The sequence below is a fragment of the Clostridium sp. UBA4395 genome, from assembly GCF_002390995.1.
In the GTDB taxonomy this organism is placed as follows: Bacteria; Bacillota; Clostridia; order Clostridiales; family Clostridiaceae; genus Clostridium_J; species Clostridium_J sulfidigenes.
In genome coordinates this window covers 1-22,944 of sequence record NZ_DGRF01000022.1, presented here as the reverse complement: position 1 = coordinate 22,944, position 22,944 = coordinate 1, and the positions used below count along the sequence as shown (strand labels likewise).

The 22,944-nt window shown below is 30.2% G+C and carries 21 protein-coding genes, 1 pseudogene and 1 other annotated feature; of the genes and pseudogenes, 14 read left to right on the top strand and 8 right to left on the bottom strand.

Annotation, left to right across the window (positions count from 1 at the left end; translation table 11 throughout):
• Positions 1-79 precede the first annotated feature (79 nt).
• A pseudogene (locus tag B2694_RS03080) lies at positions 80-1,279 on the bottom strand (IS3 family transposase).
• Positions 1,280-1,472: 193 nt separating this feature from the next.
• On the opposite strand from B2694_RS03080, the gene B2694_RS03075 reads away from it, so the two are divergent.
• The 3 genes from B2694_RS03075 to B2694_RS03065 all read left to right on the top strand — a co-directional run bounded on the left by B2694_RS03075 (position 1,473) and on the right by B2694_RS03065 (position 2,735).
• Positions 1,473-1,733, top strand: a complete 261-nt coding sequence (locus tag B2694_RS03075) for a hypothetical protein (RefSeq protein WP_035133860.1) — start codon at positions 1,473-1,475, stop codon at positions 1,731-1,733.
• 61 nt (positions 1,734-1,794) lie between these two features.
• On the top strand, positions 1,795-2,226 hold the full coding sequence (locus B2694_RS03070) for a DUF2752 domain-containing protein (protein WP_346884522.1): 432 nt from the start codon (positions 1,795-1,797) through the stop codon (positions 2,224-2,226).
• 107 nt (positions 2,227-2,333) lie between these two features.
• Complete coding sequence (locus B2694_RS03065) at positions 2,334-2,735, top strand: hypothetical protein (RefSeq protein WP_346884521.1); 402 nt, start codon at positions 2,334-2,336, stop codon at positions 2,733-2,735.
• A 124-nt stretch (positions 2,736-2,859) separates the two neighbouring features.
• Here B2694_RS03065 and B2694_RS03060 read toward each other — a convergent pair whose 3' ends face one another.
• Positions 2,860-3,519: a GTP pyrophosphokinase family protein gene (locus B2694_RS03060; protein ID WP_346884520.1), complete on the bottom strand. Its 660-nt coding sequence runs from the start codon at positions 3,517-3,519 to the stop codon at positions 2,860-2,862.
• A gap of 155 nt (positions 3,520-3,674) precedes the next feature.
• A complete protein-coding gene (locus B2694_RS03055; RefSeq protein WP_346884519.1) occupies positions 3,675-4,412 on the bottom strand; it encodes an NAD-dependent protein deacylase in 738 nt (245 codons plus the stop codon).
• Positions 4,413-4,683: 271 nt separating this feature from the next.
• Between B2694_RS03055 and B2694_RS03050 the strand changes: the two genes are divergently transcribed.
• From B2694_RS03050 to B2694_RS03040, 3 genes are all read left to right on the top strand, one after another.
• Positions 4,684-5,226 carry a flavodoxin domain-containing protein gene (locus B2694_RS03050; protein ID WP_346884518.1) on the top strand — a complete coding sequence of 181 codons (543 nt, stop codon included), beginning with the start codon at positions 4,684-4,686 and terminating at the stop codon, positions 5,224-5,226.
• A 162-nt stretch (positions 5,227-5,388) separates the two neighbouring features.
• Positions 5,389-6,465 (top strand): helix-turn-helix transcriptional regulator, encoded by a 1,077-nt coding sequence (locus B2694_RS03045; protein WP_346884517.1) that lies wholly within the window; start codon positions 5,389-5,391, stop codon positions 6,463-6,465.
• A 433-nt stretch (positions 6,466-6,898) separates the two neighbouring features.
• Positions 6,899-7,258 carry a VOC family protein gene (locus B2694_RS03040; RefSeq protein ID WP_346884516.1) on the top strand — a complete coding sequence of 120 codons (360 nt, stop codon included), beginning with the start codon at positions 6,899-6,901 and terminating at the stop codon, positions 7,256-7,258.
• A 201-nt stretch (positions 7,259-7,459) separates the two neighbouring features.
• On the opposite strand, the gene B2694_RS03035 is transcribed toward B2694_RS03040, so the two are convergent.
• From B2694_RS03035 to B2694_RS03025, 3 genes are read right to left on the bottom strand one after another with little or no spacing between them, the layout of a single operon-like run.
• A complete protein-coding gene (locus tag B2694_RS03035; RefSeq protein ID WP_346873895.1) occupies positions 7,460-8,182 on the bottom strand; it encodes an amino acid ABC transporter ATP-binding protein in 723 nt (240 codons plus the stop codon).
• A complete protein-coding gene (locus B2694_RS03030) occupies positions 8,169-8,849 on the bottom strand; it encodes an amino acid ABC transporter permease (protein ID WP_035133830.1) in 681 nt (226 codons plus the stop codon). The genes B2694_RS03035 and B2694_RS03030 overlap by 14 nt, the downstream gene beginning before the upstream one ends.
• 27 nt (positions 8,850-8,876) lie before the next feature.
• Positions 8,877-9,701, bottom strand: coding sequence for a transporter substrate-binding domain-containing protein (locus B2694_RS03025; RefSeq protein WP_346884515.1), 825 nt, complete (start codon positions 9,699-9,701; stop codon positions 8,877-8,879).
• A gap of 287 nt (positions 9,702-9,988) precedes the next feature.
• On the opposite strand from B2694_RS03025, the gene B2694_RS03020 reads away from it, so the two are divergent.
• The 7 genes from B2694_RS03020 to B2694_RS02990 all read left to right on the top strand — a co-directional run bounded on the left by B2694_RS03020 (position 9,989) and on the right by B2694_RS02990 (position 20,257).
• Positions 9,989-10,279, top strand: coding sequence for a DUF997 family protein (locus tag B2694_RS03020; RefSeq protein ID WP_150841816.1), 291 nt, complete (start codon positions 9,989-9,991; stop codon positions 10,277-10,279).
• 15 nt (positions 10,280-10,294) lie between these two features.
• Entirely contained in the window at positions 10,295-11,788 is a 1,494-nt protein-coding gene (gene panF / locus B2694_RS03015; protein WP_346884514.1) for a sodium/pantothenate symporter, read from the top strand.
• A gap of 258 nt (positions 11,789-12,046) precedes the next feature.
• The gene (locus B2694_RS03010; protein ID WP_346884513.1) at positions 12,047-12,610 is read left to right on the top strand and encodes a histidine phosphatase family protein; all 564 of its coding nucleotides are present in this window, start codon (positions 12,047-12,049) and stop codon (positions 12,608-12,610) included.
• Between the two features lie 16 nt (positions 12,611-12,626).
• Complete coding sequence (locus B2694_RS03005; protein ID WP_346884512.1) at positions 12,627-13,853, top strand: exonuclease SbcCD subunit D; 1,227 nt, start codon at positions 12,627-12,629, stop codon at positions 13,851-13,853.
• A complete protein-coding gene (locus B2694_RS03000) occupies positions 13,840-17,334 on the top strand; it encodes an AAA family ATPase (RefSeq protein WP_346884511.1) in 3,495 nt (1,164 codons plus the stop codon). Before B2694_RS03005 ends, B2694_RS03000 begins: the two co-directional genes overlap by 14 nt.
• 143 nt (positions 17,335-17,477) lie before the next feature.
• Complete coding sequence (locus B2694_RS02995) at positions 17,478-17,891, top strand: hypothetical protein (protein WP_346847549.1); 414 nt, start codon at positions 17,478-17,480, stop codon at positions 17,889-17,891.
• A 69-nt stretch (positions 17,892-17,960) separates the two neighbouring features.
• Positions 17,961-18,215: a binding site (T-box leader), on the top strand.
• A gap of 389 nt (positions 18,216-18,604) precedes the next feature.
• On the top strand, positions 18,605-20,257 hold the full coding sequence (locus B2694_RS02990; protein WP_346884510.1) for a glutamine--tRNA ligase/YqeY domain fusion protein: 1,653 nt from the start codon (positions 18,605-18,607) through the stop codon (positions 20,255-20,257).
• A 122-nt stretch (positions 20,258-20,379) separates the two neighbouring features.
• On the opposite strand, the gene B2694_RS02985 is transcribed toward B2694_RS02990, so the two are convergent.
• Positions 20,380-21,570, bottom strand: a complete 1,191-nt coding sequence (locus tag B2694_RS02985; RefSeq protein ID WP_346884509.1) for a coenzyme F420-0:L-glutamate ligase — start codon at positions 21,568-21,570, stop codon at positions 20,380-20,382.
• 120 nt (positions 21,571-21,690) lie between these two features.
• Here B2694_RS02985 and B2694_RS02980 point away from each other — a divergent pair, with 120 nt between their 5' ends.
• Positions 21,691-22,584, top strand: a complete 894-nt coding sequence (locus B2694_RS02980; RefSeq protein ID WP_346884508.1) for a LysR family transcriptional regulator — start codon at positions 21,691-21,693, stop codon at positions 22,582-22,584.
• 85 nt (positions 22,585-22,669) lie between these two features.
• On the opposite strand, the gene B2694_RS02975 is transcribed toward B2694_RS02980, so the two are convergent.
• Positions 22,670-22,819, bottom strand: coding sequence for a hypothetical protein (locus B2694_RS02975; RefSeq protein ID WP_167402733.1), 150 nt, complete (start codon positions 22,817-22,819; stop codon positions 22,670-22,672).
• Positions 22,820-22,944: the final 125 nt, after the last annotated feature.

Here is a 22,944-nt window from a genome sequence, read left to right as displayed (position 1 = left end):
AACTATTTAACTATTTAACTATTTAACTAGTTTTATATGTATCTATTGGACTTACGTCAATATTTTGGACACGATATTTCTATAAATTTGACGCCTTAACTAAATCTTCTTTAGCTTGAGGCGTTATATAACCAATAGAACCATGAATTCTTTTTCTGTTATACCAGCCTTCAATATACTTAAAAAGATCAAGCCTTGCGGCAGCATAATCATAATAGAGTACTCTATTTACTTGTTCTTTCTTTAAAATAGAGTGAAAAGACTCAATACATGCATTATCATAAGGACATCCCTTGTTACTGTATGATGCTATCATATTGTACTTTTTTAGCTGTTCGCTATATGCTTCGCTGGTATACTGCGTTCCAAGATCAGAATGGAAAATAATAGAGCCGCTAGGCCTTTGTATTTCATAAGCATTTTTCAAGGCCGCTATAATTAAGCTTGTATCCATAGATTTAGAGAATGAATATCCGATTATTTTTCTTGTGTGAAGATCCATTACTGATGCCAAGTAGCACCAACCATCTTTCATTGTGTGTATATAGGTTATATCACCTACCCACTTTTCGTTGATTGTTTTGGTTGTAAAGTCCCTGCGTAATATATTTTTACGCTCTTTTACTTCAGTTTTACTTGGATATGGTTTATATTGAGCTATAACTATTGATGCTATGTTTAATTTTATCATAAGCCTTTGAACTCTCTTAACACTTATTTCATTTCCCTTTTCAATAAGCTTTTGATGAATTTTTGGTGCACCATATCGCTTGCTACTTTCCTCGTAAATAGCAAGTATTTCTTTTTTATATTTTTCATTCTCGATAGCTCTATTACTTAAATGTCTTATCTTTAGATTTATAATAAGTGCTTCTAGGTATGTCCAGTACCCTACACATTAGCTTAACTGAATAATTATTCTTATTTTCATCAATAAATTCTAAGATTGACTCTCTTCCTTCGCGAACATGGCAATAGCTTTTTTTAATATTTCATTTTCCTCTTTAATAAGTTGAATTTCCTTTTGAAGTTTTAATACTTCTGTATCTTTTTTTATATTATTAGGGCAAGTATTGTCCTTTATTATAGGCTTCTTTGTTTTACTGCTTGGTGGATTTTTAAGCCACTTATATAATGTAGCGCTTGTTATGCCATATTCGCTGAAAATTTCTTGTATTGGTTTTCCAGAGTTATATATTTCTATAATCATTTTCTTAAAATCATCTGTATATCTTTTACCTGTATTTCTCACATGGACACTTCCTTTCCATACATTCATTTTAACTGTTTATATTGAGTTGTGTCCATAAAAGTATACTAGCACTAGATTATAGTTATATATGTATCTATAGATATAGTTAAAATTTTATATAGTCATATCTGATAAATGATTTTGTTAATAAAATTGTAATAATATTCGATGCAGATTAATAAAATGAATGGAGTGATAAAATTTACAAGGAGGATTTTGTATGGGTGTTGCTTCATTAGTAGTTGGAATTTGTAGTATTGTATTTGCTGTAATTTCATGGGGGTGCCTATGGTGGTTATCTCTAATTTTAGGCGTTGTAGGTGTAGTATTAGGAATTATAGACATGAAGAAAAAGAAAGAATCAGGTGAAGCTTTTGCAATGGCTAAAGGTGGATTTATATGTTCCATAATAGGAATATGTATGGCTATTATATTTTTAATATTTATTGTGGGATTAGCTTCATTAGGAGCAGCAGTGTAAAATTGTATCATTAAAAGATGTCTGTATAGGCATCTTATTTTAGTTACAAGGAGGTTAAAATTTGAAAAGCGAAGGAATAATAAAAGAATATAATATTTTTAATGTGATAGTAATTACTTTAGTAATAGCTATGATATTTTTACCCTTTATATCTAGAGTTGTGAATAAATTGTTTCCTATCACCTATGGATGCCTTTCTTATAGAATTTTAGGAGAGCCTTGTCCTCTTTGTGGATTTACTAGAGATATGAGAAATATTATATCTGGTGATATTTTTGCTCCTAAGCTAAACTTATTGTCAGTACCAGCAGTTTTATTAGGGATATTTGAAATTTTTTTTAGAATGAAAATATTATTATCAAAGAAAAAATTAATGGATAATAAATTTAGAAATAATATAATAGAATTTGATGTTATATATCATGTATTTATGTGCTTTTCTTTTATAGTATATGGAATTCTATTTTATTTATTAGATTTATCAAGGGTTTAGAAGGTGTAATAATTATTTCATTTTTGCTCAGTATAATAATTCTATCATTTGGAAAACTTAATATATAGTATAGTTAAAATCCACTGAAAAGGAGAATGCATTTAGTTATGAATACACGTGTATCTTATCATAATTATATAGTTGTAACACCAAATGGAGATATATTAGGTTTTGGAGAAGAGGATGATGCAAGAAAATATGTGGCAGGATATTATGTAGGAAAAATAGAAGAATTATCAGATGATAGAAGTAAAGTCTATGTTGATTATGGAACAGATCCCCTTCAAGCTTCAGTAGATATATGTACTGAATTAGGAGCTTATGAAGGAGATTGTATTATTTATGATTTAGATAGTTTCATAGAAAATATTCAAAACTCTGGTATATTTGAAGATGAAAAGGAAGAACTTATACTAAAGCTTATGCAGGAAAAAATAAATTTGAATATTAATGACTATCAAGTAGATGACCTTTTATATGATGCAAAAGTAGTTCCTAATCGAGATTAAAATACAAAACTTTCCTAAGATAAAATAATTCAAATAAAATTTGAGCATGTCTCTATATTAGAGTACATGCTCAAATTTTATGAAAAATAAATATATATTTATAAAAGTTTTACTTAACTAAGCATTAAATATGATTATTCATAAGTCTGTTACGTGCCATAAGCATTTCTTCGTCAAGGTGTGTTGTAGTACCAGCACAGTTTAACAGCATGGTGCTAATATCATCGGGCATTTCGCCCTCATATTTGTATCTAAGCTTATGTTCTAGGCTTGCCCACGTATCCATTGAAATTGTTCTAAACTGAATCTCTACAGGAACATTTTCAACTTTCTTTGAGAAGAATACAGGAACACTAACAACTAAATGAAGGCTACGATAACCATTATCTTTTGGATTTTTTATGTAATCACGTTCCTTAATAATAGTTAAATCAGTTTGTGCCTTAATTGAAGCTGCAATTTCATAAACATCACTGAGAAAAGAGCAAATAACTCTAATTCCAGCAATATCAGTTAAAGTTTCTGCAGACTCAATAGAGAGTTCCAATCCTCTTCTTTGAAGTTTTTCAAGTATACTCTCAGGAGCTTTAAGCCTAGATTTCATATGTTCAATAGGATTATAAGAGTGAATACTTTTATATTCATCATTAAGTATTGCAAATTTTGTTTCGATTTCACGAAGGGCACAACGATATTTTAAAGAAAGAGATTTAAAATCTTCAATTTGGGTACCAAATTGTGAAATATCTATGTTTTTAAGATCCTTAAAAGGCAATTGTGGCATAATAAATTCTCCTTTGTATATGTATTAGGTCTTATAATAGTATAATATAAATTGCTTTTTTATTAAAGTGGACATAAAATTAATATAGAAATATTAATGAGAAAATAGCATAAGACTTTAGTTAATAAAAGATAGTCAAAATGACTACCTTTATTTTATAAAAAATTAACTGCCTCACTTAATACTTTCCCAATAGAATCGTGAATAACTAAGTCTGCTCTAGAATCAGCAGAAGTACTACTTTTATTTATAAGCACTAGATTTTTGCCTTTAAAATAGTTTATAAGATTAGCTGCAGGATAAACCACTAGAGAAGTTCCACCTATAATTAATGTGTCTGCTTTTGATATAGCATCTATAGCTCCTTTAAGTACACTTTCATCTAAACCTTCTTCATACAAAACTACATCAGGTCTAACAGTTCCACTACATTTAGGACAAGTAGGTATTCCCTTAGAATTTAAAATAAAATCCATATCATAGCTATCATTACACTTAATGCAATAGTTTCTATGAATTGAGCCATGAAGTTCAAATACATTTTTAGAACCAGCTGCTTGATGAAGTCCATCAATGTTTTGAGTAATGATTGCTTTAAGTTTACCCATTTCTTCAAGGTTAGAAAGGGCTATATGTGCTCCATTAGGTTTAGCTTCAGGATATATAAGCTTTGCCTTATAAAAATTAAAAAATTCCTCAGGAAATCTTATAAAGTAAGTATGAGAAACTAGTTGTTCAGGAGAAAGGGTCATGTTAAGTCTTGCATTAAAAAGCCCATTGGCACTTCTGAAATCTGGTATATTTGATTCGGTAGATACTCCTGCTCCACCAAAGAATACTATATTATTGCTATTTCTTAAAATTTGTGTTAGTTTTTCTATTTCAGTACTCATAAAATCATCTCCATAAATTATTTATTAATCCTATTATGACACGAAGTTATAGAAAATAAAATATACTTATAGAACATGTTGGATAATACTGTATTTGATGTTATTATTAATAGTGGTATCAAAATGATAGTAAGGATATAAATGGATATTAAAATTGAGGCAAAAGATATCATATAAAGAAAAACAAAGTTAAAATATAAAGAAACACCATTTTACTATTACAGGTATAATAAAAAATATAATTAAATCAGTATACAAGGAGGTACTAAAGTTGGAAAATATAGTAGTACTATATCAATCAAAGTATGGAGCTACAAAAAAATATGCGGAATGGTTAGCAGAAGAGCTCTCAAGTGACATAATTGAAACAAAACAAGCTGGTATAGAGCAAGTTGCAAAATACGATACAATTATTTTAGGTGGAGGTATTTATGCAACAGGTATAGCAGGAATATCTTTTCTAAGAAAGCATTATGAAAAACTAAAGGGTAAAAGAATAGTAGTTTTTGCAGTGGGAGCATCTCCATATGATGAAAAAGCTATGACTGCTATAAAAGAGCGTAATTTTAAAGACAAACTTAATGAAATCCCATGTTTTTATTGTCGTGGTGCTTGGAATGAGAAAAGTATGTCTTGGAAAGACAAAACCCTTTGTAATATTCTTAAAAAAGTTGTTGCAAAAAAAGACCCTAACAATTACGAACCTTGGGAAGCTGCATTAATGCAAGCAATTGGCTCTAACTTCGATTGGACAAACAAAGAAAACCTTAAGCCACTTATTGAGTTTATACAAAAAAATTATAATCATATTTGAGATATGAGACATAGAATAGATTAATAACTATAACTTATAACAATAAAGTTGAATACCGCTCAAGTTTTTTCAACTTAAGTATGAACTACTCTCCATTGTTGACAGTTGTAATTAAGCTTATAATAAAAGTACTAAAAAGGCTCAAAGGCGGAGGTAGTGAATATGAATAGATTAAATATTGGAGAGACTATTTTACATTTAAGAAAAGAAAAAAAGATTACTCAAGAGCAGTTGGCAAGTATGATTGGAATTTCAGCTGGAGCGGTAAGCAAATGGGAGACTGGAAATTCAACACCAGATATTTCTTTATTAGCGCCATTGGCAAGAGCCTTGGATACCTCTTTAGATATTTTACTATCCTTTCAACAAGAACTTTCTGAAGTAGAGGTTATTAATATAAAAAAAGAATTAGTTGAAGTATTTTTACATCAGGGTTATATGGATGGTGAATTAAGATGTAAAGAATATGAGAAAGAATACCCTAATAGTGTATATTTAAAATTGATAATTGCACAATTGATTCAAATGTATTCTATGATGTCAGGTAATGTTTCAGAGGAATGTATAAAGTCTAGAATGGAGTATTGTTTGACCTTACTTTATCAAGTTACTGAAAGTAAGGTTTCAAAGTATATATCAATAGCTTTATTTTCTATTGCTAATATACAAATGACTTTAGAAAACTATGAGGAAAGTGAAAGGGCTCTTAAGGAATTATCAAATTCATTTATAGATCCCATGGTACTATATTCTTCATTGTTACAGAAACAGGGAAAGATTGAAGAAGCAGAAAATATGTGTAAAGGAATGCTATTACAGTATTTAAACCAAAGCATTGCAATGATAGCAATATTAGCAAGGATCTCAAAAGGTGAACATAATTATGAAAAGGCAGTTTTCTATTTAGATGCTCTAAATCAAGTAGAGAGTATATTTAAAATAGGGATGGGTTCAGGAGCATATAATTACTGCAGGCTATATATTGAAATAGGGGACAAGGAGCTTGCTGCAAAATGGTTTAACAATTATGTAAAAGAGCTACTTTCTACAGAATATGATTATAGCAATAACCCTTATTTTGAAAATCTTAGATTAGAGGTGGATGTGGAAGGGCAGAAGATAATAAGGAAGAAATTATTTCAATCACTTATGGATGAAGAAGATTTAAAAGTATTAAGTGGAAGCCTAGAGTATGAAGATGCAATTAAAGTACTAAAAAAGGCTCTTTCTGAAATGTAAAAGTGGATTTTGTATGTTCTCAAAAAAGTAAAATAAATAGCATGTGAGGTTTGATTATGATATATTCATTTAACTCTACTTTTTTAAAAGAAGGTAATAGAACATTTATATCTATTCCTTTTAATGTATAGCAAACATGCAAATAAAAGGGATGATACCTGTTAAGGTAATGATAAATTTATGGTTTATTATAATGGAATATATTATGATCCAACTTATGGAGTTATGGAAGATTATTTATATGAGAATGTAATTAGTTATTTAGAGATTACTGTTGAATAACTAAAAGATTATAGTAGAATTTTTATGTAAACAAAGTACCTTTTTATATAAAGGATATAGTGCTAGTATATTTTATGGACACAACGAAATATAAACAGTTAAAATGAATGTATCGTAGTAGGTGTAAAATTAATAAAGTGAGGTAATATTTATGAATTTAGAAATGGTTACACTAGCAGTAGCAGATTTAAAAAAGTCAGAAAAGTTTTATAAAGAAATTTTAGAGTTAAAAGAAATACATAGAATAGATACTCCAGATGGAATATGCATTGTTTTCTTAAAAGATGAAGAGGATGGAATTATTGAATTAATAGAATGTCCAAAGAATTTTACGGAGGTAGAAAAAGTCAATGGTTCAAATGTTTCTATTGTATTTAATGTAAATGACTTCAATGAAGCTGTAAGAAAATTAGAAGAGCAAAATATAAAAATAATTAATGGGCCTATGGAAAAATATATCTTTATACATGATCCAAATGGCGTGAAAATTGGAGTTAGACAAAAGGATTAAAAGATATTTTAACTTTTAAAGGCTGATTTAGCATATTGATAAATAGAGGTTATGCTACTACGAAATTATAAATAATAGAAATATAACCAGTGAATTTATTTTCAAAATAAATCACTGGTTATATTAGTGTGCCCATATATGGAGAATAAGCATATACTGTGCTAAATTATTTTATGAAAATCCACTTTGAATTTTATTGATTTATAAAACCTTAGATAAGAAATCTATAGTTCTAGAATTTTTAGGATTTCCAAAAAGTTCATCTGGAGTGCCTTCTTCTAGAATTTTTCCTTCATCCATAAATAAAATTCTATCTCCAACTTCCCTTGCAAAGCCCATTTCATGGGTTACTACCACCATGGTCATACCTTCTTTGGCCAGTTCTTTCATAACATTTAAAACTTCACCAACCATTTCAGGATCTAAAGCAGAGGTAGGTTCGTCAAATAGCATTACATCTGGGTTCATGGCTAAAGCTCTGGCTATTGCTATCCTTTGCTTTTGTCCACCAGATAAGGAGCTTGGATAAGCACTAGCTTTATCTGTTAGACCGACCATTTTTAAAAGAGATAGAGCTTTTTCATTAGCGGATTGAACCTTTTCACCTTTTACCTTAATAGGTGATATAGTTATGTTTTCTAATACTGATTTATGAGGAAAGAGATTAAATTGCTGAAATACCATTCCCATTTTTTCTCTTAGTTTATTTATATTAGCCTTTTTATCAGTGATATTATTTCCTTCAAATATAATTTCTCCTGAAGTCGGCTCTTCTAGTAGATTAAGACAACGTAAGAAGGTAGACTTACCAGAACCAGAAGGGCCAATAATTACAACAACTTCTCCTTTAGTTATATGTTCATCAATTCCCTTTAAAACTTCTAGTTCTCCAAAGTTTTTCTTTAAATTTTTAACGTGAATCATTTCCTTTAAGTCTCCTTTCTGCATAAGCCATTAATCTTCCTAGAGTAAATGTTAGGATAAAGTAGCAGATTGCTGCTACAATTAAAGGCTCAAAGTTTCTATAGGTGGCACCTGTAACTAGCTTAGCACCATAAGTAATTTCTGCTACACCTATAGCTGATGCCATAGATGATTCCTTTATTATAGCCACAAACTCATTACCAATAGCAGGTAAAATATTTCTTATGGCTTGTGGTAATATAATATGTTGCATGGCCATTCTTTGATTCATACCTAGACTTCTTGCAGCCTCTAATTGTCCTTTATCTACTGCATCAATTCCACTTCTTATTATTTCTGCAACATAAGCTCCTGAGTTAAGTGAAAGTGCTATTACACAAGCTACTAAAGGAGTAAGCTTAACTCCAAAGGAGGTTGTACCAAAATATACTATAAAAATTTGTAGTAATAAAGGTGTTCCTCTTATGAATTCTATATAAATAGAAGCTATAACCTTAGGAATAGGTACTTTTAATACAGATAACTTGGACCTTTTCATGAAGCAAAGAAGGGTTCCTAGGATTGCTCCAAATAGAACTGATAGCATTGCTACTAATAAAGTCCATTGAATACCTTCTATAAACACTGGATAATATTTTTCTAAAAACTTAAAACTTAAATTAGACATAGCTTCCTCCTTTGTAGCTAGTAAAAATTATTGAGCTGTAACCTCATCTTTACTTAATTTTATAGCTTCTTTATAAAACTCTTGTATTTTACCTTCAGATTCTAATCTTTCTAATGTTTTATTAACTGCTTCTAGTAAAGCATCTTGTCCCTTTGGAAGAGCTATAGCAGAACCACCACCGGAAGTATCATTAATTTTTTCTTTTGCAACAGCTAATTCTTCATGAACCATAGCTTGTATATCAGCTACTGGAAGTTCAACAATTACTGCATCTAAGTTTCCAGCTATTAAATCTTGAATTAAAGTTGGAACTTGTGCTAATAACTTAACATCAGCATTTTCAATTCCCTGAGCTAAAGTGGCTTGTGTAGAACCATTTTGAGCTCCTACTTTTTTACCTTTTAAATCATCAATACTTTTAATAGTTTCAGAATTGTTTTTATTTATTAATATTCCTTGTTCTGCTTGAAAATATATATTTGAGAAATCTATAACTTCTTTTCTTTCTTCATTAACTGATAGTCCAGACACTCCTAAATCAATGATTCCATTTCTTGTAGCATCACAAATAGTGCTAAATTCCATCTCTTGAATTTCGTATTCTACACCCAAATCTTTAGCAATTTCACTTACCAGAGATATGTCTAGACCAACGGTTTTCTTTTCACCATTTTCCATTATAAAGAATTCATAAGGTGCGTAATCAACACTCATACCTACTTTTAATTTTCCTTCTTTTTTTATTTTAGATAGCAAGTCCACCTCTTCTTTATTACCGCATGCCATTAAAGATAGTGACGTGGTACCTACCATAGCTAGTGCAAAAATTTTCTTTAGTATACCTTTTTTCATTATTGTATCCCCCTTGTATAATAATTTATTATCGTTGCATAATTATACAACTATAACTTATAAATATGCAATAGTTTTTTAATATTTTTTTAAAAAAGATTTATATTAATTAAAAAAATTTATATTTATTTAAGTTAAAATACTATATTAGGGGAAAATAAATTATGAAAACCATTGTGAACTCAATGGTGACGTGATAATATTACTATGTTGTTAAAATGAGAGCTTATTACTAAATGGTACAGCTCTAGGAAACTTATTTTGTTGAAATCAAGAGGAGTAAAATTATGAAATTATCAGAAAAAGCTAAGAATCGACAAATGAATAAAGAAGCTATCATTTCTATTATTTTGTATATACTTTATTTTATTTGGTGGTATGTTACTGGCTTTGGGCTAGGAAGCGGAGATCCATCTACTTATAAATATGTAATGGGACTACCATTGTGGTTTGTATTAAGTAGTTTTGTAGGACCAATAATACTTATTGTAGCAGTAACATTTACTGTAAAGTATTTATTTGTGGATATGGATTTGGAAAATGATGAAGAACAAAAGAATAATCATAAGGAAAAATAAAGTGGGGAATGTAGAATGGAAAAAATGTTAATTGTAATACCAATTATTCTTTATTTAGCATTAAACTTATTTGTAGGAGTTTGGATTAGCAAAAACTCAGCAAAAGAAAATGCTAAAAATGGATTTATAAATAATTACTTCATAGGTGGAAGATCTATGGGAGGGCTTGTTCTTGCTATGACACTAATAGCAACTTATACTAGTGCTAGCAGTTTTATTGGTGGACCTGGAATTGCTTATTCTGTAGGATTAAGTTGGGTATTTGTAGCAGTAACCCAAGTTCCAACAGCATTTTTAACACTAGGAATCTTAGGAAAAAAGCTAGCTATAATATCAAGAAAAATTAATGCTGTAACAGTTACAGATTATTTATACAAAAGATATAAATCACCAACAGTAGTTATAATGGCATCTATTGCTTTAGTAGTATTTTTTATTGTAACTATGGTGGCGCAGTTTATTGGAGGAGCTGTACTTTTTCAGTCTATTACAGGATTTTCTTATTTGGTAGGACTAATTCTTTTCGGTACAATAGTAATTATATATACTACCATAGGAGGCTTTAAAGCAGTAGTAGTTACTGACACAATTCAAGGAATTATAATGATAATAGGTACAGGTCTAATTATTTACTCCATTATAAAGGTTGGCGGGGGAATGGATACTATTTCAGCTACTTTAAATGAAGTTAATCCAGTATGGAATACCCCTTTATCTGGAGAACATTTTAGTAAAGGATACATCATGTCCTTTTGGGTATTAGTAGGAGTAGGAACCCTTGGACTTCCTCAAAACACAGTTAGAGCTATGGGATTTAAGAATAGTAAATCCATGCATGATGCCATGATTTATGGAACAGTAGTATTTTTTATTTTAATGTTTGGAATGCTTTTAGCGGGAGTACTTTCTGCAGCGATTCTTCCAAAAGGAATTGCAAATTCAGATACTGTTATCCCAACTTTAGTTATTAATATTATGCATCCTGTAGCTGCTGGAATATTTCTTGCAGCACCACTAGCAGCAGTAATGTCAACGGTATCTTCTATGTTAATCTTATCTTCTGCTGCAATTATAAAAGATATATATATGAACTACATTATGAAAAATTATGATGTAAAAGAAGGTAAAGATTTTGAAAAGAAAATATCAAAAATGAGTCTATGGTCCACAGCAATTATAGGGCTTATAGTGTTTATTCTTGCAATACAACCTCCATCATTACTTACTTTTATTAATCTATTTGCTTTTGGTGGATTAGAGGCTGCTTTCTTTTGTCCAGTGGTCTTTGGTTTATATTGGAAAAGGGCTAATGCTATGGGAGCTATAATATCTATGATTTGCGGTGTTGGTTCCTTTATAATATTTTACATTACAAAGTTTGCACCAATGGGAGTTCAACCTATTGTTCCAGCTCTTGTGGTAGCTATAGTTACATTCTTAATGGGAAGTTATATTGGGAAAAAACCAGATAAAGATGTAATAGAATTATTCTATGGTATAGAAGAATAAAGTGTTTAAATGAGTTTAGAGTTATATCAAAACAAAATTAATGTTAAATTAATATTGAACTTATATTTATTTTAAATGAATGTACAATATTTAATTAAGATTAGAAAATTGTTTTGATATAACTCTTTTTTAGTTTCCTATCTTCATTAGTATTCAAAAAATACTAGTAAGTTTTTAATTAAAAATGATACTACAAAATAATTTAAGGTATAATAGAATAATATAGAATTACAGTTTATTTATAGGGGGTAGGGGAAAATGACCAATATATATTTTGTTAGACATTGTGAGCCTGACTTTTCAATTCATGAAGATTTAATTAGACCATTAACGGATAAAGGATTAAAAGATAGTAAAAGGGTAGCAGAAGTATTAAAAAGTAAAAAAATACATGGAATTTATTCAAGTCCATATAAACGTGCAATAGATACGGTTAAAGAGCTAGCTGATGCGTTAAATTTAAAGGTAGTAGCTAAAGAGGATTTAAGGGAGAGGACTATTACAGATCAATGGATAGATGATTTTAATGAATTTGTAAAATGTCAATGGGAGGATTTTGAGTACAAGCTTTCTAAGGGTGAATGTCTTAGACAGGTGCAAGAGAGAAATATAACAGCATTAAAAGAAATATTAAATGAGAATAAAGGCAAAAATGTAGTAATAGGAACTCATGGCACAGCTTTAAGTACAATATTGAATTATTATAATAAAGCCTTTGGTTATGAGGAGTTTAATAGAATAAAAAGTATTATGCCTTGGATTATTGTTATGGAATTTAAGGGTGAGGAATTTATAGGGTTTAAAGAAATAGATATACATTAATGGAGGAGGAACAAAATTGAGAATACTTCATACTGGAGATTGGCATCTAGGAAAAAATCTAGAGGGTCAGAGTAGGATGGATGAGCAAGAAGAGTTTTTAAAGGACTTTGTAAATATAGTAGAAGAAAATAATATAGACTTGGTTATTATTGCAGGAGATGTCTATGATACAAGTAATCCACCAGCTAGAGCTGAAAAAATGTTTTATGATACTTTAAAGAGAATTTCTAGAAATGGTGAAAGGCTAACCCTTGTAATATCGGGAAATCATGATAATCCAGAGAGATTAGTGGCAGCAGGACCTTTAGCTATGGACCATGGAATAATTATGGTGGGAACTCCAAAAACTGTAGTTCAACCAGGGAGCTATGGAAAACACAGACTTATTGAATCTGGAGAAGGGTTTATCGAAATTGAAGTTAATGGAGAAAGAGCAGTTATATTAACAGTACCCTATCCCAGTGAAAAAAGATTAAATGAAATATTGTATAGTGGCATGGAAAGTGAAGAAGAAAAATTAATGTCTTATAGTGATAGAATACATGAATTATTTCATACTTTAGAAGGTCATTATAGAGAAGACACTATAAATTTAGTAGTATCACACCTATTTGCCATGGGAAGTGAAGAAAGTGGTTCAGAGAGAAGCATACAACTAGGAGGAAGCTACATAGTAAATGGCAGTTGTTTTCCAGAGTCAGCTCAATATATAGCTCTTGGTCATGTGCATAAGCCTCAAATAGTCCCTGGAACTAATAAAAGAGCACGATACTCAGGTTCGCCTCTTCATTATAATAAAAAGGAAATTAGCTTTAAAAATAAATGTTTTATAGTAGATGTGAAGGCTGGAGAAGATAGCGTTATAAAAGAGGTAGAAATAAAGGTTTATAAGCCCATTGAGGTGTGGAAATGCAATGGAGTAGAGGAAGCTATCTTAAAGTGTGAGGAAAATAAGGATAGAAATTGTTGGGTTTATCTTGAAATTTCTACAGATAGATATATAAATGAAGATGAAATAAAGAAAATGAAGACATTAAAAAGAGATATCCTAGAAATTATGCCTAAGATTATAGGGGTGGAGGAAGAGGATGAAAATTCTAGGAGTCTTTCTGAAAAATCCTTTGAAGAGATATTTAAGGATTTTTATAAAAGAGAAAGAGGAGTAGATGCAGAGGACGAAGTAGTTGAACTACTTATGTCTATAATCTCAGAAGAAGGAGGTGAAGATAATGAAACCAATTAGTCTTAAAATTAAGGGATTAAATAGCTTTAATGAAGAGCAATTTATAGATTTTGAAAAACTTACGGAACAAGGTTTTTTTGGTATATTTGGACCTACTGGCAGTGGGAAATCTACAGTATTAGATGGAATAACTTTAGCTTTATATGGAGAAGTTTCAAGAAAAAGTTCAAACTTTATAAATACTAATTGTGATAGCCTAGCTTTAAGTTATACCTTTCAAATTTCAGGATCGAAGCCTAAGAGATATGTTGTAGATAGAGAATTTAAAAGGGATAAAAAAACTGGCAATCCTATATCAGGGAAATGTAAGATAATAGACATGACTTTAGAAGAGCCTATAATCTTAGCAGATAAGGTGAAGGAAGTTACTGCAGCTTGTAGAGAGATTATAGGATTAAGTTTAGAGGATTTTACTAGAACTGTTGTGTTACCTCAAGGGAAATTTAGTGAGTTTTTAAGGTTAGAGGGTAGAACAAGAAGAGATATGCTTGAGAGATTATTTAATTTACAAAAGTATGGAGATAATCTTTCAAGTAAGCTAAAGGCTGAAGTAATCAAGGAAGAAAGTAAATATAAGGAATTGTCAGGTGAGCTTAAGGGCTATGAAAATATAAATGAGGATACATTAAAAGAAAAAGAGGATGAACTAAATACTTCAACAGATATATTAAAAAGAGGTAATGAGGAACTTAAGAAGTTAGAATCAGATTTTAAGGAAAAAGAAGAAGTTTGGAAGTTAAGTTTAGATATTAAAGCTTATGAGGAAAAGAAAAAAATTCTAATGGGAAAAGTTCAAGAGATAGAAGGTTATAAGGAAAAACTAAAAATTGGTGAAGGTGCAGCTAGGATTTTACCTTATATAGAAAGCTATGAAAATGCTCTAAGGGATTTAAAAACCTCAAGGGAAAATGAAATTGCCTTAAATCTTCAATATAAAAAATTAAAGGTAGAAAAAGATGAACTAGAAAGTAAATGGAATTTTTGGAGAAAGAAAAAGGATAAGGAATTACCTGACTTAAAAGTAAAAGAAGAAAAGGTTAAGGATGCTTTAATAGAAAAGAAAAATTTAGATGCTTTAAAAGTTAATATTAGTGAGTTAAGGGAAAATGTTAAAAGTTTAAATGAGCAGGGACAGAAAGCTCAGGGAGAAATAGATATTTTAGATAAAAGAATTCTTAAAGGTGGAAATGTTATAAAAGAAACTGAGATGAAGTTTGAAGCCATTAAGATAGATAGTGACTTAAAGGAAAAGGTTCAAAGGGGTATTAGACTTAATGAAAGATTTTTAGACTTAAAAGCTTTAGTAAATAAAGATAGATTAACCTTAACAAAACTTAAAAAGTTTATGGAAGAAGAACACGTAAAAGAGGATTTATGCAGAGAAGAACTTAGTAAAAAGGAAGCATTGCTTATAGAAAAGGAAGAGGAGTTAGAGAAACTAATTAATACTTGTCCAGGAGAATCTACTGATCTTTTGAATCTTCAAAGAAGGATATCTGAGGAAACAGAAAAGACTAAAAGATATAGCCTTGCAACTGAAGTTATTATAAGCTCAGAAGAAAGTATTAAAAGTTTAAGGGAAGCAGTAAATAAACATGAGAAAAATAAGTCCAGTATAGATGAGGCCATTAAAGGTTTAAAAGCAGAAGTACTAGAGCTGCAGGTTGAGACTTTAGCAAGTGAGCTTAGAGAAAATTTAAATAAGGGAAAACCTTGTCCTGTTTGTGGTTCTTTAGAGCATCATGTTGAGAATATAAGGCATATAGAAAACCTAGACTTAACTGGAAAAAATGAAAAACTGCATGACTTTGAAAATCAACTTAAGGAAATAGAAATGAATATTACTAGGGACAACACTAAAATCTTAAATTTAGAAGAAAACATTAAGGCTAAAGAACTAGAAATAAAAGCTTTAGGGGATGATTTTAAAGTTGGGAATCTAGCAATATTAGAAGATAAATTTAAGGCGCTAGATAAAGAGCTTTCACAGTATAACAAAGATAAAGAAGTTTTAGAGACTGTTATAAAAACCTTAAAAGAAGAAAAACTATTCTTAGAAGGGAAAAGAAATACTATAAAATCAATAATAGAAGAAAAGGAAAAGCAATATAAGGATGTAGAGCTAGGATTTAATAAAAATACTCTATCTTGTAGTGCTTTAGAAAATGATATTAGTAGTATAAAAAATTCTATCAATGTAGAAAGTTTTCAAGAAAAAAATGAAGAAATATTAAGGATAGAAAAAGAAAGAGAAGAGTTAGAAAAGAACATAAGAAAGTATAGAAAGGGATTAGATGAACTAATAGATAGTAAGGAATCCTTACAAATAAGCATAAATTCTCTTAGAGAAAACTTAGCTAAAGAAAAATCTGCTCTTATAGAAAAAGAAAAAAGTGCAGAGGAGAAGGAACTTCAAATAAAAGCTAAGGTAGGATATATGGATAATCTCAAGGACTTACTAATGCAGCTTCAGGAAGAAATAAAGACTATAGAAGATTCCTTTAATGGTTATGATAAGAAAAAGGAATCCATGGAAGAAGACTTTAAAAGCTGTAATGAAGCTTTAATAGAAATCATAAGTAAGGTTAGACAGTTAGATAAACGAGAGGAAGAAGAAAGAACTTACCTCAAGGATTGCTTAAGGAAGGAAAGTTTTGAAGATATAGAGCAGGTTAAAGATAATGTAATTTCTAAGGTGGAAATGGATAGATTAAAGACATTTATTGAAGAGTATAATAACAGCATATCCAAGATTAATGGGGCTATTGAAAGTTTACTTATAAAGATAAATGGAAGAGAAGTAAGTGAAGAAGCTTGGCAGCAGGTTCAAGAAGAAAAGGCTATAAAAGAAGAGGAAATAAAGGCTTTTACGGAAGTAAATATAAGATGTTCAGAAGAAGTAAATTATATAAAGAAAAAACTATTAGAGTTAAAGGAATTGTTAGATAAAAAAGAAAAATTAGATCACAAATTAGCTCTTCTTGATGATTTAGAAAAGCTATTTAAGGGTAAAAAGTTTGTTGAGTTTGTAGCTGCTACTAGACTAAAATATGTATCCATGGAAGCCTCTAAAAGACTTAAGGAAATTACTAGTGGAACTTATGGTTTAGAAGTAGATGAACAGGGCAAATTCATAATAAGAGACTATAAAAATGGAGGAGCCTCAAGGGATGCATCCACACTTTCAGGGGGAGAGACATTCCTAACATCCTTAGCTTTAGCCTTAGCACTATCCTCAGAAATTCAACTTAAGGGAACAGCACCCTTAGAGCTATTCTTCTTAGATGAAGGCTTTGGAACACTAGATGATGACTTACTAGAAGTAGTTATGAACTCCTTAGAGAGAATTCATAATGATAAACTTAAGGTAGGAATAATAAGTCACGTAGAATCTATAAAAAATAGGGTACCAGTAAAATTAGTAATTACTCCAGCAGAATCAGGTAGAGGTGGAAGTAAAGTTAAGATTGAAAGAAGTTAATTGCAACAATGATTTTTAATGTTATAATAGATTATTGGCATTAAGAGAAATGTAAATGAGGATGTAACTTAAGATAAGAAGTTTTATTGGTTAAATACAAACTCTATGTATGGCAAAATAAATATGTAAAGTGAGAAAAAGATATGAGATATGAAAGATTAGAAAAGCAAATAAATAGACTAGACAATGATATTGATTCTATGGGAGTAGCAAAGAAGTATTTATCAAATATTGATGAAATTAATGAGGTAATTAAAGAATTAAATGAAAAAAGAATAGGCCTTGCTAATGAGCTGTATTTTGAAGATCATTCATCCTATGCACAATGCTGTATAGAGATAAGCAATGTAATTGATAGACCTCTTGGTCAAGAATCACAAGCTGAATTACTTGAGACTATAAAAGAAATCTTTGGAAGAAAGTCTCCAAATGTAAGCAAAAAAAGTTATGGACTTAATGCTTGGCTTAAAGAACTGGATATAGAATATAAGTGGATTGAAAAAGAAAATGAAGATTGGGCTACCTTAATAATAAGTGGATTTGGATTACACGAATAAAATAAAAATAGATTCTTAATTTTGTATTGACGAAATAAATATATTTGTATATTATAGATAATAATATCAATAATAGCTATGATGAGAAAAGTAGATATTTAATTTCTTTTACAGAGAGCTCCAGGTGCTGAAAGGGAGTAAAGAAGTATTTATCGAAACAAGGCTCTGAGCTTCATACGGATTCTTTAAAGATGATGCTATGACGTAGGTCTACGTTACAGGACTAGAGTATAAGTATTTTTAATATCGTACTTGATAAGATTGATATGGTGACATATCTATGAATTTAGGTGGCAACGCGAAGATATAACTCTCGCCCTAAGGACTATAACAGTCCTAGGGTGGGAGTTTTTAAGTTTCACTCCAAATTTTATATTTGGTTAAGTGAAACTTACTCCTTGGAACGCATGTGAGAAGGAGTTTCTTTACGAGCAAAGCGAGAAAGTTGCCTTAGCAACATTACTCTAAATCTTTGATTTAGCTAAGTAAAACTTAAGTGAACATCTAAATCTATGATTTAGTCATGTGAACTTACTCATTTTAATGAAGTGAAAAGGAGTTTCATCAAGATCAAAGCAAGAAAGTTGCTTTAGCAACGTCACTCCAAATTTTATATTTGGTTAAGTGGAAAACTATAAAATCTTAAAATTAAAATTTATATATAAATTGGAGGTGAATTTAGTAAAGCCTGAAAAAAGCTTTACTAAGAGGATATGTGTAATGAAAATGATTCTTTAAACTTTGTAGATAGACTAGTGAAGGAAGATATTAATGAGGGGAAATGTGATGAAATTCATACTCGGTTTCCTCCTGAACCTAATGGATATCTCCATATAGGAAGTGCTTATGCAATAAATATAAGCTATGGAATTGCTAAAAAGTATAATGGAAAATTCAACTTAAGATTTGATGACACTAACCCAGGTAAAGAAGACCATGAGTATGTATATGCTATAATTGAAGATATGAAGTGGATGGGGTTTGACTATGAGGATAGACTTTTTTATGGTTCAGATTACAGTGAAAAAATATATAACTATGCTTTATATTTAATAAGAAAGGGAAAGGCTTATGTATGTAATTTAACTCCCGATGAAGTAAGAGAGTATAGGGGAACTTTAACAACACCAGGTAAAAATAGTCCTTATAGAGATAGAACTATTGAAGAAAACTTAGAGTTATTTGATAAAATGAAGGCGGGTAAATATAAAGAGGGAGAAGCTGTGTTAAGAGCAAAAATAGATATGGCAAGTCCCAATATGAATATGAGAGATCCGGTTATTTATAGAATATCATATACGCAACACTATAAAACTGGTACTCAATGGTGTATATACCCTATGTATGACTATGCTCATCCGATTCAAGACTATATTGAAGGGGTTTCTCATTCTTTATGTTCTAATGAATTCAAAGATCATAGACCTCTTTATGAATGGGTTTTAAATGAGTTAGATTTAGATAATCCAAAGCCAAGACAAATTGAATTTGGAAGAATGAATTTAAGTGGAGTAGTTACAAGTAAGAGATATTTAAAGATGTTAGTAGCTAGTGGAGAAGTTGATGGATGGGATGACCCAAGGCTTTCAACTTTAAAGGGAATGAGAAGAAGAGGGTATACACGAGAGGCAATTTTAAACTTTTTAAGAGAAATTGGAGTTGCTAAGGCTGATACTTTAGTAGATGTTACTATGCTAGAGAACTCTTTAAGACAAGATTTGAAATTAAGGGTACCTTCTGTTATGGCAGTTCTTGATCCAATAAAAGTTGTAGTAACAAATTTGCCAGAAGAACATTTAGAGTATTTAACCATTGAAAATAATGGTGAAAATGAAGACTTAGGTAAGAGAGAGATGCCTTTTACTAAAGAATTGTATATTGAAAGAGAGGATTTCAGTGAAAATCCACCTAAGAAATATAATAGATTAGTATTAGATGGAGAAGTTAGACTTAAGGGAGCATATTTTATAAAGTGTAATGAGGTAATAAAGAATGAATCTGGTGAAATAGTAGAGCTTAGATGTAGCTATGATCCAGAGACTAAGAGTGGTAGCGGTTTTACTGGAAGAAAAGTTAAGGGAACAATTCACTGGGTAAGTGCAAAGTATGGAGTACCTTGTGAAGTTAGATTGTTTGAGAATTTATTTAATGATGCTCCATCTGGAGATAATTTATTTGAATATATAAATAAAAATTCCTTAGAAGTAAAGAAAAATGCAATTATTGAACCAGCAGCGCTTAGACTAAACGAAGAAGGTAGATTTCAATTTATAAGACATGGATACTTTATAAGAGATACTAGATTATCTAAAGAAAAGCTAGTATTTAATAGAACTGTATCTTTGAAGAGCTCTTATAAAAAGTAAGTCAGTGTATATAAGAAAAATCCATTAAAAATAAAGTATAGAAAATAGCCCAAGGGATAAAGAAAATCCTTTGGGCTATTTTTATATAAGTAGGATAAGAAATTACATTAGTTTTTCCTGTATTATTTTGTGTAATTATCGAAATAACCTTGGATGAAGATTATAGGAGTTCCCTTATCTCCACTTCCAGAAGTTAAGTCAGATAATGAACCTATAAGATCAGTAAGTCTTCTTGGAGTAGTACCTTGTGATTCCATAGCACCTACTAAATCAGATTCTTTATTTTTAATATATTCAGAGATAGCAGACTTAAGTTCTTCACCTTTTAAATCAGCAAAGTTATTATCAGCAAGATATTTTAACTTAACTTCATTTGGTGTTCCTTCAAGTCCTGGAGTATATGCAGGTGATACAACTGGGTCTGCAAGTTCCCAAATCTTACCTACTGGGTCTTTGAATGCTCCATCTCCATAAATCATAACTTCAACAGTTTTTCCAGTTTTCTCTTTAATCATAGCTTGTATATTATCAACTACTGGTTGGCAGTTACGAGGGAAAAGTTTAACTGTTTCCTCTGTAGATTTGTTTGAGCCTAAAAGTCCATAAGCTTCATTGAATCCACTACCATCAATTGATGAAGCTAAAATATCATCAAGACTATAAATCTTTTCTCCACCATTTGCTTTAAGTATTTTCTTAGTTCTGAATCTAGTGTGAATGTCGCAAGTAAGTACACTCTTTGTATAATCTAATATAGTTTTTGGATTATTTGAGAATATAACTTCACACTCTATTCCATAGCTTTCAACTAGAGATTTGTAATACTCAATATAATCAACACCGGTAAATGGATGTTTATTAAATCCAAAGTGTTCACGGAATTGCTTTTCAGTTAGAACATCTGTCCAAGGATTAACTCCTTTTTCATCTAGGATATCTAAGTCTACTAAATGGTTACCAACTTCATCAGAAGGATAGCTAAGCATTAAAACAATTTTTTTAGCACCCTTTGCAATACCACGAAGGCATATAGCAAAACGGTTACGGCTTAATATTGGGAATATTACTCCTACAGTATCTTCACCAAACTTTGAGCTTACATCTTTAGCAATATTGTCTATAGAAGCATAGTTTCCTTGTGCACGAGCAACTACAGATTCAGTTACAGTAACTACATCTTTATCATTAATTGAGAAACCTTCAACTTTAGCAGCAGTTAGCACGCTATCTACAACGATTTCTTCAATGTTATCTCCCTTGTTTATGATTGGGCAACGAAGTCCTCTAACAACAGTTCCAACGACTCTTTCCAATTATAACATCTCCTTTATGTAAAATTACATTAATTTTTAAAACCTACACTTGTAATATACACCATTTTAGTGGTATAAGTAAAATAAATAGATTAAATAGTAGATATAAGGAGTGCTTATATGATAAGTAAATTAGATTTATATAAGGTATTTTGTATGGTGGGAAAGCATGAAAGTTTTTCAAGAGCTGCTAAAGAGTTATACATGACTCAACCAGCAGTAAGTCAATCTATTATGCAATTAGAAAGAGAACTAGATATAAGGCTTTTCACAAGAACTTCTAAAGGGGTTATACTTACAAATGAGGGGCGAATTTTATTTGAATATGCTAGCTCTGCCATGAATTTGATACATGTTGGAGAAGATAAACTTTTAAAAATTAAAAATATGATGATAGGAGATTTAAAAATAGGTGTAGGAGATACCATATCAAGATATTTTTTATTACCCTATTTAGAACAATTTCACAAGGAATATCCCAATATTAAGTTTAAAATAATAAATGCCACAACCTTAGAGCTTTGTGCTAGTGTAAAGTCAGGGGAAATAGATATTGCAATTTGTAATTTTCCTATTGAAGATTCCGCACTGGAACTTAGAGAATGTATGGATATTCATGATATATTTGTCTGTGGAAATAAGTACAAGAACCGTTGCTCTATACCCATTAGCCTCGAAGAAATAACAAAATTACCATTAATATTATTAGAATCTAAATCTATATCAAGGCAATACATAGAAAAATATATGTTATCTAAAGGAATTAAAATTACTGCTGAAATTGAATTAGGATCTTATGATTTATTATTAGAATTCGCAAGGGCAAACTTAGGAATAGCCTGTGTTATTAAAGAATTTTCAAAAGAATATTTAGAAAAGGGAACAGTATATAAAGTGAAATTAAAAGAAGAAATACCTAAAAGAAGTATAGGGCTATGTTTTTTAAAGAGTGTGTCCCTTTCTCCAGCAACTACAAAATTTATTGAAATACTAGAGCATAAAACAGACATATAGGACAAAAACATATACAAAAATAGAATATACCCTGAAAGCTTAACACACAAAATAGAGGATTACTTTACAGGGTATTTTGTATTAACTAAAAATGACTACTTACTTCTTCTCTTTCAATTCTTTTTACATCTTTTAATCTTAAATGAGTTACGTCCATAATTTTATCATAGGATTCGCCATCTATAAGCATTTGTTTAGCTTTTTCACGTAGCTCAGGGTTATCTTCTAATTTCATAAATTTAACCTCCTTCAACATTTCGTTCAACCTTATTTTGTGATTATTATAAAAAACTATTCATATATATAGGAGCACAATTAGGTATTTATTGAATGGTATAGTGTCAACGATTTTTGACTTTG

Excerpts from the sequence above, each read along its gene's own strand:
- B2694_RS03025 (WP_346884515.1), bottom strand. The coding sequence starts at position 9,701 with ATGAAAAAAGGTATACTAAAGAAAATTTTTGCACTAGCTATGGTAGGT.
- B2694_RS03055 (WP_346884519.1), bottom strand. The coding sequence starts at position 4,412 with ATGAGTACTGAAATAGAAAAACTAACACAAATTTTAAGAAATAGCAAT.
- B2694_RS02995 (WP_346847549.1), top strand. The coding sequence starts at position 17,478 with ATGAGATATGAAAGATTAGAAAAGCAAATAAATAGACTAGACAATGAT.
- B2694_RS02990 (WP_346884510.1), top strand. The coding sequence starts at position 18,605 with ATGTGTAATGAAAATGATTCTTTAAACTTTGTAGATAGACTAGTGAAG.
- panF (WP_346884514.1), top strand. The coding sequence starts at position 10,295 with ATGGAAAAAATGTTAATTGTAATACCAATTATTCTTTATTTAGCATTA.
- B2694_RS03010 (WP_346884513.1), top strand. The coding sequence starts at position 12,047 with ATGACCAATATATATTTTGTTAGACATTGTGAGCCTGACTTTTCAATT.
- B2694_RS03020 (WP_150841816.1), top strand. The coding sequence starts at position 9,989 with ATGAAATTATCAGAAAAAGCTAAGAATCGACAAATGAATAAAGAAGCT.
- B2694_RS02980 (WP_346884508.1), top strand. The coding sequence starts at position 21,691 with ATGATAAGTAAATTAGATTTATATAAGGTATTTTGTATGGTGGGAAAG.
- B2694_RS03075 (WP_035133860.1), top strand. The coding sequence starts at position 1,473 with ATGGGTGTTGCTTCATTAGTAGTTGGAATTTGTAGTATTGTATTTGCT.
- B2694_RS03045 (WP_346884517.1), top strand. The coding sequence starts at position 5,389 with ATGAATAGATTAAATATTGGAGAGACTATTTTACATTTAAGAAAAGAA.
- B2694_RS03040 (WP_346884516.1), top strand. The coding sequence starts at position 6,899 with ATGAATTTAGAAATGGTTACACTAGCAGTAGCAGATTTAAAAAAGTCA.
- B2694_RS03035 (WP_346873895.1), bottom strand. The coding sequence starts at position 8,182 with ATGATTCACGTTAAAAATTTAAAGAAAAACTTTGGAGAACTAGAAGTT.
- B2694_RS03060 (WP_346884520.1), bottom strand. The coding sequence starts at position 3,519 with ATGCCACAATTGCCTTTTAAGGATCTTAAAAACATAGATATTTCACAA.
- B2694_RS02975 (WP_167402733.1), bottom strand. The coding sequence starts at position 22,819 with ATGAAATTAGAAGATAACCCTGAGCTACGTGAAAAAGCTAAACAAATG.
- B2694_RS03030 (WP_035133830.1), bottom strand. The coding sequence starts at position 8,849 with ATGTCTAATTTAAGTTTTAAGTTTTTAGAAAAATATTATCCAGTGTTT.
- B2694_RS03000 (WP_346884511.1), top strand. The coding sequence starts at position 13,840 with ATGAAACCAATTAGTCTTAAAATTAAGGGATTAAATAGCTTTAATGAA.
- B2694_RS03065 (WP_346884521.1), top strand. The coding sequence starts at position 2,334 with ATGAATACACGTGTATCTTATCATAATTATATAGTTGTAACACCAAAT.